General features: G+C 59.0%; 10 protein-coding genes. 3 read left to right on the top strand and 7 right to left on the bottom strand.

Features of this window, described 5'->3' with window-relative positions:
* Positions 1-81: 81 nt before the first annotated feature.
* The 7 genes from UR289_RS13735 to UR289_RS13705 form a co-directional block, all read right to left on the bottom strand.
* Entirely contained in the window at positions 82-1098 is a 1017-nt protein-coding gene (locus tag UR289_RS13735) for a LacI family DNA-binding transcriptional regulator (RefSeq protein WP_320710496.1), read from the bottom strand.
* A 28-nt stretch (positions 1099-1126) separates the two neighbouring features.
* Positions 1127-2533, bottom strand: a complete 1407-nt coding sequence (locus tag UR289_RS13730; RefSeq protein WP_167818578.1) for a sucrose-6-phosphate hydrolase — start codon at positions 2531-2533, stop codon at positions 1127-1129.
* Positions 2533-3903, bottom strand: a complete 1371-nt coding sequence (locus UR289_RS13725; protein ID WP_048974816.1) for a sucrose-specific PTS transporter subunit IIBC — start codon at positions 3901-3903, stop codon at positions 2533-2535. The genes UR289_RS13730 and UR289_RS13725 overlap by 1 nt, the downstream gene beginning before the upstream one ends.
* A 66-nt stretch (positions 3904-3969) precedes the next feature.
* Positions 3970-5487 (bottom strand): carbohydrate porin, encoded by a 1518-nt coding sequence (locus UR289_RS13720; RefSeq protein WP_320710493.1) that lies wholly within the window; start codon positions 5485-5487, stop codon positions 3970-3972.
* Between the two features lie 173 nt (positions 5488-5660).
* Positions 5661-6551, bottom strand: a complete 891-nt coding sequence (locus UR289_RS13715; protein WP_143346974.1) for an aminoimidazole riboside kinase — start codon at positions 6549-6551, stop codon at positions 5661-5663.
* An 88-nt stretch (positions 6552-6639) separates the two neighbouring features.
* Positions 6640-7851 (bottom strand): diguanylate phosphodiesterase, encoded by a 1212-nt coding sequence (locus tag UR289_RS13710; RefSeq protein ID WP_143346973.1) that lies wholly within the window; start codon positions 7849-7851, stop codon positions 6640-6642.
* Positions 7852-7946: 95 nt separating this feature from the next.
* On the bottom strand, positions 7947-9428 hold the full coding sequence (locus UR289_RS13705) for an alpha/beta hydrolase (protein ID WP_320710489.1): 1482 nt from the start codon (positions 9426-9428) through the stop codon (positions 7947-7949).
* Positions 9429-9694: 266 nt separating this feature from the next.
* Between UR289_RS13705 and UR289_RS13700 the strand changes: the two genes are divergently transcribed.
* Genes UR289_RS13700 through UR289_RS13690 form a run of 3 tightly spaced genes read left to right on the top strand, consistent with a single transcriptional unit; the run spans position 9695 to position 12685 of the window.
* The gene (locus tag UR289_RS13700) at positions 9695-10549 is read left to right on the top strand and encodes a MurR/RpiR family transcriptional regulator (protein WP_033145617.1); all 855 of its coding nucleotides are present in this window, start codon (positions 9695-9697) and stop codon (positions 10547-10549) included.
* 12 nt (positions 10550-10561) lie between these two features.
* Positions 10562-11137: a D-alanyl-D-alanine dipeptidase gene (gene ddpX, locus UR289_RS13695; protein ID WP_023311885.1), complete on the top strand. Its 576-nt coding sequence runs from the start codon at positions 10562-10564 to the stop codon at positions 11135-11137.
* A 15-nt stretch (positions 11138-11152) separates the two neighbouring features.
* Positions 11153-12685 (top strand): ABC transporter substrate-binding protein, encoded by a 1533-nt coding sequence (locus UR289_RS13690; protein WP_320710486.1) that lies wholly within the window; start codon positions 11153-11155, stop codon positions 12683-12685.
* The last annotated feature ends 8 nt before the right edge of the window (positions 12686-12693 follow it).

The raw sequence follows: 12693 nt of genomic DNA, 5'->3' as shown, positions 1-12693 counted from the left end.
ACCTCAAGGAGAATTATTCCTTATGGTTATCGGCCATTCCAAAACTTAAATTAATTAAAGTTATTGAAGTATCGAACCGGGCTATTTCGCTGGCTTATAGCGTCGCTGCAGGGTGGCATTGAGCTTGCGCTGCAACGGCTGCGGCGTCTCCCCTTCGATCAATTTGCTAATCAAATCAAAGCAATGCCACGCCAGCTGGCGGTTATCCTGACGAATGGTATCCACCGGGATCGTCAGCGAATCGTAGAGATAGTGATCGTCAAAACTGGCTAACCTGATATCACTTTGCAACAGGTTGTGCTGGCCCATATAGCGCAGCACTCCTTCCAGCAGCCCGCAGGCGGCGGCGAACAGCGCTTTCGGCGGACGCCCCAGACGGGCGCAGAGTTCAGCAAACATCTCGTAACCGGAGCTCGGGTGATAGTTGCCGTGAATGATCCACTCCGGGCGCAGCTCCACGCCGGCCTCTCGAAGACCTTGCTTAAACCCTTCCAGGCGGTCGCGCGTCGGAGAAAGGCGCTGCTGGCCGCCGAGGAAGTAGAATTCATCAGGGTGCTGGCGCGCAATGTCGGCCACCAGTTCCGCCGTTGGAGTAATGGAATCGGTGATCACCAGCGGCAGCGCGCTGTCGTTGATGTGGCGGTCAAACAGGACAACGGGCAGCTGCTCGCTCAGCTTGTGGTAGTCCGCATCGTTAAGCATGCTGGAGGCCACAATCAGCCCATCCACCTGACGTGCCACCATGTTGTTCACCACCACCGTCTCCTGCCCCGGGTTTTCATCGCTGCAGGAGATCAGCAGCTGAACGCCCGCCTCGCGGCACAGCGTTTCCAGCTCGTGAGAAAACACGGCAAAACCGTAGTTGGTGATCTCCGGGACCACCAGACCAATGGTGTGGCTGCGGTTATCGCGCAGCGACCGGGCGTGAATGCTGGGCTGATAGTGGTGCTCTTTTGCAATCGCCAGCACGCGCTCGCGCGTCTCTTCCGCCACGCGAAGCTCTTTGCTGCGCCCGTTCAGGACCAGGCTGGCGGTGGCTTTTGACACACCCGCCAGCTCCGCGATGTCTTTAATGGTGACGCGTTTTGTTTTTCTCACAACGACTTAGATCCGGCTGCCAAAACCCTCATTCTATCATGCAGGCGCGCAGCGACCAGTAGCGTAATGTGATATCGGACGCACCTTCGAATCGCACCCGGGCCGGATGGTCAGGAAAATAGCGGCTGCTCATCACCCCTTCACCGTGATTGATGAAAATTTCAACGCTGGAGCGGTCGCAGAGAACGCGTAAATGAGTGACGTCGCCCTGCCAGTAGCGGGTCAGCGTTTCACCGGTTTTCAGGCTCGCGCGTTCAAGACGTATGCCCTGCTCATCGACCGTAAGACGCAGCGCGCCGCCAAAATCGACATTCACCTCCGATGCGCCCAGCTCAAAGTCCAGGCGCGTCGCGTCCAGGTCCGGCGCCTCGCTGGCGCGCCCCTGCCAGCGCTGCTCATCTTCACGCAGCGCCGCCAGCTCGCGCGCCGGGGTCTGCCAGAGCCTGCCGTCGCGATAGCGTAATTCGCGCGGGCAGGTCATCTGATGCATCCAGCCGTGCGCCCGGGTTGGCTGAAGCATCTCTTCCCCGTCCGGTACGCCCATCCAGCCGATCAGAATGCGTCTGCCGTCTTCCGCCAGCGTCGTTTGCGGAGCGTAAAACTCAAAGCCCGCGTCCAGCTCGCGCAGGTCGCCGTGATCGAACGCGGCGTTTGCATAGTCAAACGCCCCGCTCATCCAGGTCGCCGGATAGGTGTTGAGATAGCGATGCGGCTCGCGCGCCAGCCCCTGCGGACAGCTGATTAAGATGTGCGTTCCGTCGAGGGCAAACAGGTCCGGACACTCCCACATATACCCCGCATCCGTCAGGCCGTTAACCCCGTGACCGGCGATTTCCCCGCAGGACGCCCAGGCGTGCAAATCGGCTGACTTAAACAGCAGCACCTTGCCGCGCTTTTGCAGATCCTGCGCGCCGAGCACCATGTACCACATCCCGTCGTGCTGCCACACCTTCGGGTCGCGCACGTGGCCGGTATAGCCTTCCGGCAGCGCCAGCACCGGCCCCAGCTTCGTAAAGGTCCCGTCCGGCTGTTCCACTGCGAGGCACTGCCAGGCGGTGCGGCTGCCGTCATCGAACTTGACGTTGCCGGTATAGCACAGGGTTAAAACGCCATCGTTATCCACGGCGCTACCGGAGTAGCAGCCGTTGCGGTCATACTCTTCATCCGGCATCAGCGCCAGCGGCTCGTGCTGCCAGTGCACCAGGTCCGCAGAGCTCCAGTGCCCCCAGCATTTAAACCGATGCTCGCAGTCCAGCGGGTTCCACTGATAGAACAGGTGGTAGCGGCCGGCAAACCAGATAAACCCGTTGGGATCGTTCATCAGCCCCGTCACCGGCGCGGGGTGCCACTGCGGATAGTGGCTATCCGCCAGCGCCCGCGGCTGACCTTTCATAACGGCCTGCAGGATCGCAGGCCAGCGGGAAGGTAACGTCATTATTCAGAGTCCGTTTTATATTTCAGCAGCAGTGAGACGGTAAACGCCACGCCGAAGGCAATCACCATACCGATAATATAGTTGAGCAGCGAGCTGGCCTGCACGATGGCCATGCCCGGAATAGCGGTCAGCCCAACGGCGGTCATGTACACATGGACTGAAACCACCCAGGCCCCGCCCACAGCGCCGCCAATCAGCGCGGCGATAAACGGCTTAACAAAGCGCAGGTTGATACCAAAAATGGCCGCTTCAGTGATGCCCAGCATCGCAGAGAACGCCGACGGTAAGGTAATGGCTTTGATTTTGGCATCTTTGGTTTTGAACCACACCGCCAGACAGGCGCCGCCCTGCGCCACGTTCGCCATGGCCCAAATCGGCAGCAGGAAGTTAACGCCAATCGACGGGTTGCCCAGCAGCCCGGCTTCGATCGCGTGGAAGCTGTGGTGAATACCGGTGATCACAATCACCGAGTAAAGCCCGCCGAACAGCAGCCCGGCCAGCCAGCCCGCGTGTTCAATTAACGTGCTCAGGATAAAGGAGATGCCGTCGCCCAGCGCGCGCCCCGCCGGGCCGATAATCAGCAAGGCGATAAAGCCGGAGATAACGACGGTAAGGAACGGCGTCAGGATCAGATCTAACGCGTCCGGGATCGCGCGGCGCAGGTTTTTCTCCACGATGCTCATAAACCAGACCGCCAGCAGCACCGGGAACACCGTGCCCTGATAGCCAATCATCGCAATCTCAAGCCCGAAGAAGTTCATGGTGTGGAAGCCGGACGCCACGCCCCAGGCGTTGGTCAGCGCCGGGTGGGTCAGAATGCCGCCCAGCGTCGCGCCGAGATACGGGTTACCGCCAAATTCCCGCGCGGCGGTAAAGCCGATCAGAATAGGCAGAATGATAAACGCCGCGGAGCTGCACATGTCCAGCATGATGTAGATGGCGTTATCCGCATTGACCCAGCCGTAGGTTTTCACCATACCGAGCAGGCCCATCAGCAGGCCGGATGCCACAATCGCGGGAATGATCGGCACAAAGATGTTGGAGAGCAGACGGGCAATGCGCTGGAACGGGTTCAGCTTGCGCGCCGCCAGATCCGCGGCCTCAGATTTACTGGATTCGCTAATCCCCGCCGCCTGAATAAACGCGGCGTAAACCTTGTTGACCACGCCCGTGCCAAAAATCACCTGCATCTGTCCGGCGTTACGAAAACAGCCTTTTACGCCGTCGACCTTGCCGATCGCCTGCTGATCGGCAAGCGCGTCATCAACCAGCACCAGACGAAGACGCGTTGCGCAGTGCGCCGCGCTGGCGATATTTTCCTTGCCACCGAGCAGCGGAATAAGCTCGCGGGCGATTTGATTAAAATCCATAGATACCTCTGCCTGACTTCTTTTTATGATGTGCGAAACGCTCCCGCCGGGCGGGAGCGTGATGGGTTAAAACCAGGTTTCCATCTGGACCCCAAAGTTCCATTCCCCGCCGGTGTTGAAGCCGCTGCTGCCAAAGGCATCATCGCTGGCGTAATGATCCAGTTTGCTGCTCCAGTCCATCCAGGTGGCAAACAGGCGCAGCTCCGGACGGCTGAAGAAATCGCCGATTTTGCTCGCTTTTAACGTCGGCGCAAAGGTCAGCTTGTAGAAACTGCCGTTGACGGCGTTGCGGTCCTTATAGCCTTCCGGATTTAAATCCATGTACTGATAGCTTCCCTCAAACGCCAGGGCGAAGTTCTGCGTCACTTCTTTAATCAGGCGGGTGTTAAGCGTCACCCACTCATAGCTATCGCCCTTGACGTAGCGATCTTTACTGCTCTGCGCCAGTACGGCGGGCGCAACGCTCCAGCCGCCGCCGACTAGCGTGACACCGTAACTTGCGAAGCGCCAGGTATCCGCCTCAGACAGCAGCGCGCCGTCGGAACCGATGCTTTTTACTTCCGCACCCAGCCCGTGACCGTACAGCAGCGCCGTTTTGGCTGTCCCTTCCCGCAGGCCGTAGAAGCTCTCGTTGTGCAACCCGACCAGCGCATGAACGCCTGTATTGGCGGCGTCGGTTTTGATGAGATCGCCGTTGGTGTCTTTACGGTCGTCGTTATCCTTCGCCCGCAGGCCGCTCACCATCAGCTGGAACGGTCCGGCGAAGTGGTTCATGCTGAGAATATAGTTCTGAACGTTATTGTCGGTCTGCTCCACGCTGCCGAAGTTGCGGCCGTAGATGGAGAAGTTGCTGCGCAGCGACTCGTTCCATTTCACGTCGTAGACGCCGCCGCCGGTACCGGCCAGGAACACCACGTCGGAGTCCAGCCAGTGAATATCAAAGTTGTCGCGGTCGAAGCGTTTACCCGCCCAGAAGGTGCTGCCCTTCAGCGCGCCGGTAAAATCAGGCAGGTTGCCCAGCTCCGCGAAGGCCTGGCGAATATTAAGATCGCTGGTATCGGCTGACCAGTCGTTATAGGTTCGCTGACCGTCGGCCAGCATCGCTTTAAAGCGCGTAGTCGCCCCGTTATCCAGAGTTTGCTTGTGCTCCAGGTTCAGCTCGACGTAGGTGTCGGCTTCGTTACCCAGACGCCCTACCGCGCCGCCGGTTTCTCCGGCCGGGGTCAGATAAGGACCGCTTTTGCTGCTGGAGGCCGCATCGTTCATCAGAAGGCCCGAACGGGCGTAGCCGTGGAACTCAAACCCGCTGCTTTGATCCGCCTTCTTCTCCAGCGCTGTGGTGCGCTGCGCCACCGCCTGGGCTGTCGTTTGCGTCTGCTGCTGCGCGGCCACCAGCTGCTGCGTTTTTTGTTCCGCATCGGTGGCGCGTTTCTCAGCCACCTGCGCACGCGTTTCCGCAGCCTGGAGGCGCAGCTCCATCGCGGCAAGACGCGCTTCGATACTTGTCATATCCGTCTGGGCAAAAACAGAGGTACTTCCGGCCAGCATGCCTATCATCACGGCAAGTCTGCGTTTTTTATACATTTTGTCGCATCCCTAAAAGAAGTCATTAAACGTGCTAAATTGCTAAACCGGTTTAGGTTGCTGATACTAAACCTCTGAATTTTGGATCGGCAATCTTTTTTGCTAAACCGTTTTAGTAAGTGTGATCGAGGCGACAATTCAGGCCGCCGGATGGCGGCCAGTGAAGGAAGGAATTACAGATCGTGCTGCCACGGCAATGCGGTCATTGCCCCTTTGGCCGTGGTGGCTAATGCGCCGCAGCGCTGGGCTAAGGCGATGACCGGCGTCAGATCCTGCCCGGCGGCCAGCCCGTAGAGCAGCCCCGCCACAAAGGCATCGCCCGCGCCGGTGGTATCGACACACTCGACGGGCGTTGCCGGATAGTGCTTCACGGTGCCGTCATGCCAGGCGATCACCCCCTCTTTTCCCTGGGTGACCAGCACCAGACGCGCCGGGCAGCGCGCCATCAGCGCGTCCAGGCCGACGTTTACCTCGACATTTCCGGTTAAAAACGCCAGCTCTTCGACGGAGAGTTTCACCACGTCGGCGCTCTGCAGGGCCTGTTCCAGGCAGCGGCGCAGCGCGTTCTCATCCGGCCAGAGATCCGGGCGAATATTGGGGTCGAAGCTGACGTAACCGCCCGCCTCGCGAATAGCGGCCATCGCCTCAAACGTCGCAGAACGGCTCGGCTCTGCGCTTAATGCGATGGAACAGACGTGTAGCCATTCCCCCGCGCTGAACGTCGGCAGATCGGCGGTTTCGAGAAACAGATCGGCGCTCGGGCGCACCATAAAGGTAAACGAGCGTTCGCCCTGGTCATCCAGATCGACCACCACCGTTGAGGTGCGGTGCGCCGGGTCAAGGCGCATAGACTTCACGTCAACCTTTTCGTCAGCGAGAGTTTTCGCCATAAAGCGCCCGAAGGGATCGTCGCCAACCCTGCCGATAAAGGCGCTCTGGCCGCCCAGCCGGGCAATACCGACCGCAACGTTTGCCGGTGCGCCGCCGGGACACTGCAGCAATCTGCCTTCTCCATCGGGCAGCAAATCCACCACCGCATCGCCAAGTACCCAGATTTTTTTCATGTGATCCTCGTAGCTAAACTATGTTAAACCGTTTTAGCTATTTAAGCACACGCAGGACGAAGGGGAAATAACGCGGGAGGAAAATTGGCTAACGCACCAGATGCGGCCAGTGAATATCACCGACGCCATTAAGCTGCGGACGGGCAAACAGAAAGCCCTGGAAACGCCGGATCCCGGCAGACTCGAGCCAGCACCACTCCTCTATCTTCTCGATTCCTTCGGCCACCAGGGTAATTTCGAGATCGGAGCAACAGCTGACGATGGAGCGCACAATCGCCTGCTTCGGGCCGCTGAGGTGGATATCGCTAACTATCTCCCGGTCGATCTTAATTTTGTCCGGCTGGAAGCGAGTCAGCAGCGAAAGACCGGCATAGCCGGAACCGAAATCATCGATCGCCAGGCCAATCCCCTCACCGCGAAGTTGCTTGATGGCGCTATTGAACTGGTTGAAGCCGGAGATCATCTCGTTTTCCGTCACTTCAATGACTACCTGCTCCGGCTGCAGCCCATGTTTTTTTATCTCGCTGACCAGGAATTCCACGGCGTTGGGAACATTCACCAGCGACATCGGCAGCAGGTTTACCGCAATCTTATGGCTGCCAATGCCCAGCTTTTCCGCGAGAGCAAAGGCATACGCCTTCGTCTGGAGATCGACTTCGTAGATTTTGTCCGGGTCGAGGGCGCTGAAGAAATGCTCCGGGCTGCCGCCTTCGTTGCCGCGAATAAGGGCTTCAAGCGAACTGATCTTCCCTTCCGAGGGCTCAACAATGGGCTGGAGCGCAAACTGACAGGTTTGGTTGGCCATCAGCCCCAGATGTTCGCCAAAGGGCAACACCTCGGGTGAAAGCGTCCATTTTTCAGGTACGTAGCGTGCACCCGACAGGGCCGGACGTTTACCCGTGATAAACGTCTGGATAAATTTGAACACCCGGTCATCGGATGTGAGATAGCTGTCCAGCTTGCTGTAATTCAGAACCGACTGCAGCACCTCTTTCGGTGACTGCGTCTGCAGATCGAACAGCAGCATACCGACGTTTTCAAAGCGCCTGCGCGGGCCATAGTCCCGCATCAGCTCTACCACTCCACTGTGCCGCTTGTCGTCACGGATTTTATGGAACAGCTTAAGCACGCTCTCTTCCGACCCTTCGAGTATTTGCAGCACGTCGCTGCCTTTTGCGAGCAGAACCCCGGTGATATTCAGACTGGCATTGCGGATCCGGGCGCGCTCCACCAGTTCCCGCAGCTCGGTGGAGGGGCGGGATAAATTCAACTGGCTTCGGTAAATCAGAGTCGTCAGCACAAAAATGGGTTCCGATGAGAAAGAGAGGTGCCTTGAAGCTACTATTTAACATACTTAATCAATGCGACCTAACATATTCACACCGCAGGGGAACGTTACTTTTCCCCGTCCCCGATCCGGCTGTTAATCCTCTCCTGCATATAATCGTAAAACGGATTCGAGGTGACCCGCATCAGCGCCTCTTTTCCGACGCTCAACACGGACGTTTCGCCCCAGAGCGCAATCGTCCCCAGGCTGATGCCGTAGCGGTTTTTCACCCGAGGCTCACGACCATAGAGATCGTCATCCGGCGGGAACGGCACCGCTACGTGCGACAGGGAATAGACATCCTGCGGCCAGGACTGCGCAAGCGGCACGACCGTCTCCCGGGTGCTGCCTGCCGGAGTGATTTTCGCCACCGTCGAGAAGCTGTGCTCGCTGGCATTGGTAATAATTGTGACACCGTAACGCCTCTGCGCAACCGGCAGCAGCGCCGAGGTTGCCGTCCACGACGACGGTTTGAACAGCGGACGGAAGCTGGCTGCCTGATTGATGTCAAACACCACCAGCTCGCTGCCGTTTGCCGGAAGCTGGTCAAACAGGCCGGTCACCACCGCGCGGGTGCTGACCGTGGAATCCATGACCGACTGGAACGCCAGGATCGGCGGCAAATTCGCCAGCCTGTTCTCCCGCGCCTCGCGGCCGATTTGCTCCTGCAGGGCCTTCGTCAAAAGCCATGACTGGCGGGCGGCGTTCACCGGAAACGAGTTATATTTGTACGGGTTATATTCCGGAGAGATATTCAGCCACGCCGCTTTGGCAAACGCCGGCAGCAGCGCCGGTAACCCGGCGAAACCGGCAAAGCGCGCAAAGGCCGTCACGCCGATCATCGGTGAGAGCAGTATCACCTGCTGCGGTTTACGCAGCGCAGGCGCGTCCAGCGCATCGAGGGCGTATTTCATCGCCAGCGCCCCGCCGTTGGAGTAGCCCACCAGATGCAGAGGCGCAGCCTCGCCCGCCAGACGCGTGGCTTCCCGCACCGCAAGACGCGTTGCCGCGAGCCACATCTCCCAGTCGACGTCCGTCAGCGCGCCGGGCGCGGTACCGTGCCCGGGCAGACGCGGGACCACGGCCACAAAGCCGTGCTGTTGATAGTTAACGGCAAGCCGCCGGACGCTGTAAGGCGAGTCCGTCAGACCGTGCAGCAGCACTACCGCGCCGCGCGGCTTTCCGGCAGGCATCAGCACAAAGGAGCGGTTGGCATCGGGCGTAAACTGTCCCGGCCATACCAGGCTCTGGCGATAATAGCGGTTTAACGGCGTGCGTTCCTCGCCCTCTGTTTTCGCCGTCACCGCATTATCAAGATCGGCGAAAATGGCGTTTTCCCGGGCGATATACCGGGCAAAATCGGCGTTATCCATCTCGCGTACGGACATCTCATCGGCCCGCCAGGTATGCCACAGGTGCAGTTCCGGTCCCTGCTGCGAGAGATACACCCGCACCGCCAGCAGGACGATCAGTATGATCCCGACGACCATCCCTATTTTCTTTGCAAGCGCCATCAGGCGCACGCTGACTCGCCAGGGCAGATTTGCCATGCCGGGATCCCTTTTATATTCACAGTACATCTATCTTATCAAAAATGTGAACGGACTGACGTATTCACCAAATTCATACCTGCCGCGTCAGACAGTGCACCAAAAGTGAACTACGCTGCACAAATGTTGATCATTGGTTAAACAAATATTGCATGAAGTTTACTGCACAGCGGGTTTCACCCGCCCTGTGAACATGGCACGCGTCATGCATTGTTAACCAGGTAACAAAAATTTGGCCATTGACAGCCTGTTAACAGCGAGGCGGTATGACGACGAAACCCGAGATGTTGAGCCGTATCGAAGCGACGTTCAGCCAGCTCACGCCCAGCGAAAAGCGGGTCGGAAGCTGGCTGCTGGCGCACGCCGCGCAAATCCCGTTTGAAACGGCTGAGAGCATCGGTCAGGCGAGCGGGACCAGCGGAATTACCGTCGGACGCTTCTTGCGCAAGCTGGGGTATCGCAACCTGGAAGATGCCAAAAAGAGCCTGCGCGATCCGTATCAGCCCTGGGGCATGAACGAGCGGCTGGACTCCTGGCAGCAGCAGCGCCCCCTTTCCAGCCGCCTTCAGCATGCCCTGTCGCTGGAAGTGGATGCCATCACGCAGGTGTACCAGCTGGCGCAAACGGACGCCTTCCGTCAGGTGGTGCACAACCTCGCCCACGCCGACGCGGTGTTTGTGCTGGGGATCCAGTCCACGCGCGGGATTGCCAACGCCTTCTTCAGCCACCTCGAGTACCTCCGCCCGCGCGTGAGCTATTCGGAGGGCGCTTCCGGCAGCTGGGTGGAATCCCTCAACTCGGGGTTTTCGCATCCGTACGTCGTGCTGACCGATACGCGCACCTACTCCGCGATGGCCCGCCAGTACTGCCGCGTCGCCAGCGAGAAAGGCATTCCGCTGGCCTTAATCACCGATATCTGGTGCCCGTGGGCGCGGGATTACCCGATGGATTTACTGCAGGTGAAAACCGATACCGGTCACTTCTGGGATTCACTTGCCCCCGTGAGCTGTCTGTTCAACCTGCTGCTGTCGGGCGTGGTGGAGGCGCTGGGTGAGGCGCTCCCGGCGCGTCTGGCGGTAAACCGGCAATTACAACAAGAGTTTGGTCAATTCGAACGCTAAAGGAGCGGAGCTATGCCCGAAGAGAGTGAACTGATTGATGTGGCGAAGACGTTTCCCACGCTGCATATCGATCTGAAATACGCCACCGCCGACAACATCACCGGCCGTCCGATCTATCAGGAGGCGCTGTGCCTGCTGCATACCGACGCGGCCACCGCGCTGGCAAAAGCCATCAGCATTGCCTCGCTGGCCGGGCTGAAGCTGGTGGTGTACGACGCCTATCGGCCGCAGCAGGCGCAGGCCCAGCTGTGGGATGCCTGCCCGAACCCGGAATACGTGGTCGACGTGGCGATTGGCTCCAATCACAGCCGCGGTACGGCCATCGACGTCACCCTGATGGATGAACATAACGCCGTGCTGGATATGGGGGCCGGTTTTGACGAAATGCACGACCGCTCGCATCCGTATCACCCCTCCGTGCCGCCGCACGCCCAGCGCAACCGTCTGCTGTTGAACGCCATCATGTTCGGCGGTGGTTTTGTCGGTATCAGCAGCGAATGGTGGCACTTCGAACTGCCGAACGCCGCCAGCTACCCGCTGCTTGACGACCGTTTTGCCTGTTTTCCCCTGACGCACACTTCTCTCTAAACCTGGAGCACTGCCATGAAAACATCGCTTCTCTCGACGCTGATCGCCGCCACGCTGGCCCTGAGCGCACCGCTGGCGCTGGCTGCCGTCCCGAAAGATATGCTGGCGATCGGTAAAGCCGCCGACCCGCAAACGCTCGATCCTGCCATCACCATTGATAACAACGACTGGACCGTCACCTATCCGTCCTACCAGCGTCTGGTCAAGTACAAGCCAGGCTCTACCGAGGTGGAAGGCGATCTGGCGACGGGCTGGAAGGCGTCTGACGACCAGAAAGAGTGGACCTTTACCCTGGCGGATAACGCGAAATTCTCCGACGGCACGCCGGTCACCGCCGAGGCGGTAAAACTCTCCTTTGAGCGCCTGCTGAAGCTCGGCCAGGGGCCGTCTGAAGCCTTCCCGAAAGACCTGAAAATTGATGCCGTCGATGACCATACGGTGAAGTTCACCCTCAGCCAGCCGTTCGCACCGTTCCTCTACACGCTTGCAAACGACGGGGCGTCCATCATTAACCCGGCGGTGCTGAAGGCCAACGCGGCAGACGATGCTCGCGGTTTTCTGGCGCAAAACACCGCCGGTTCCGGGCCGTTTATGCTGAAAAGCTGGCAGAAAGGCCAGCAGCTGATCCTGGTGCCTAACCCCCACGGGCAGGGTGAAAAGCCGCACTTTAAGCGCGTATCGGTGAAAATTATCGGTGAGAGCGCCTCGCGCCGACTGCAGCTTTCCCGCGGCGATCTGGACATTGCCGACTCCCTGCCGGTCGATCAGCTTGCGGCCCTGAAGCAGGAAGGTAAAGTCGCCGTCGCGGAATACCCGTCCCTGCGCGTGACTTACCTCTATCTCAACAACAGCAAAGCGCCGCTCAATCAGGTGGATTTACGCCGGGCCATCTCCTGGGCGACGGATTACCAGGGGATGGTGAAAGGCATTCTGAGCGGCAACGGCAAGCAGATGCGCGGCCCGATCCCGGAAGGCATGTGGGGCTTTGACGCCACGGCAATGCAGTACAGCTTTGACGAGGCCAAAGCTAAAGCCGCGCTGGAGAAGGTCAAAGACAAACCCGCCAGCCTGACCTTCCTCTACTCGGACAACGATCCGAACTGGGAGCCTATCGCCCTCTCCACTCAGGCCAGCCTCGGCAAGATCGGCATTAGCGTCAAGCTGGAAAAACTGGCCAACGCCACCATGCGCGACCGCGTCGGAAAAGGCGATTACGACATTGCCATCGGCAACTGGAGCCCGGACTTTGCCGACCCGTACATGTTCATGAACTACTGGTTCGAATCGGACAAAAAAGGGCTGCCGGGCAACCGCTCGTTCTATGAGAACAAAGAGGTTGATTCGCTGCTGCAGGCCGCGCTGAAAACCACCGACCAGGCGGAACGCACCAAAGATTACCAGCAGGCGCAAAAGGTGGTTATCGACGAGGCGGCCTACGTTTATCTGTTCCAGAAAAACTACCAGCTGGCGATGAACAAAGAGGTCAAAGGCTTCACCTTTAATCCAATGCTTGAGCAGGTGTTCAACATCGCCACCATGAGCAAATAACGGTTCTC

Source organism: Enterobacter sp. 302C9, assembly GCF_034106085.1.
Taxonomy (GTDB): domain Bacteria; phylum Pseudomonadota; class Gammaproteobacteria; order Enterobacterales; family Enterobacteriaceae; genus Enterobacter; species Enterobacter asburiae_B.
Note: the sequence above shows the minus strand (reverse complement) of the source record. Positions and strands in the feature narration are given on the sequence as shown.

Bases quoted from the DNA above. Each gene is read 5' to 3' on its own strand.
- UR289_RS13720 (WP_320710493.1), bottom strand. From the start codon at position 5,487: ATGTATAAAAAACGCAGACTTGCCGTGATGATAGGCATGCTGGCCGGA.
- UR289_RS13715 (WP_143346974.1), bottom strand. From the start codon at position 6,551: ATGAAAAAAATCTGGGTACTTGGCGATGCGGTGGTGGATTTGCTGCCC.
- UR289_RS13690 (WP_320710486.1), top strand. From the start codon at position 11,153: ATGAAAACATCGCTTCTCTCGACGCTGATCGCCGCCACGCTGGCCCTG.
- UR289_RS13705 (WP_320710489.1), bottom strand. From the start codon at position 9,428: ATGGCAAATCTGCCCTGGCGAGTCAGCGTGCGCCTGATGGCGCTTGCA.
- UR289_RS13725 (WP_048974816.1), bottom strand. From the start codon at position 3,903: ATGGATTTTAATCAAATCGCCCGCGAGCTTATTCCGCTGCTCGGTGGC.
- UR289_RS13730 (WP_167818578.1), bottom strand. From the start codon at position 2,533: ATGACGTTACCTTCCCGCTGGCCTGCGATCCTGCAGGCCGTTATGAAA.
- ddpX (WP_023311885.1), top strand. From the start codon at position 10,562: ATGCCCGAAGAGAGTGAACTGATTGATGTGGCGAAGACGTTTCCCACG.
- UR289_RS13700 (WP_033145617.1), top strand. From the start codon at position 9,695: ATGACGACGAAACCCGAGATGTTGAGCCGTATCGAAGCGACGTTCAGC.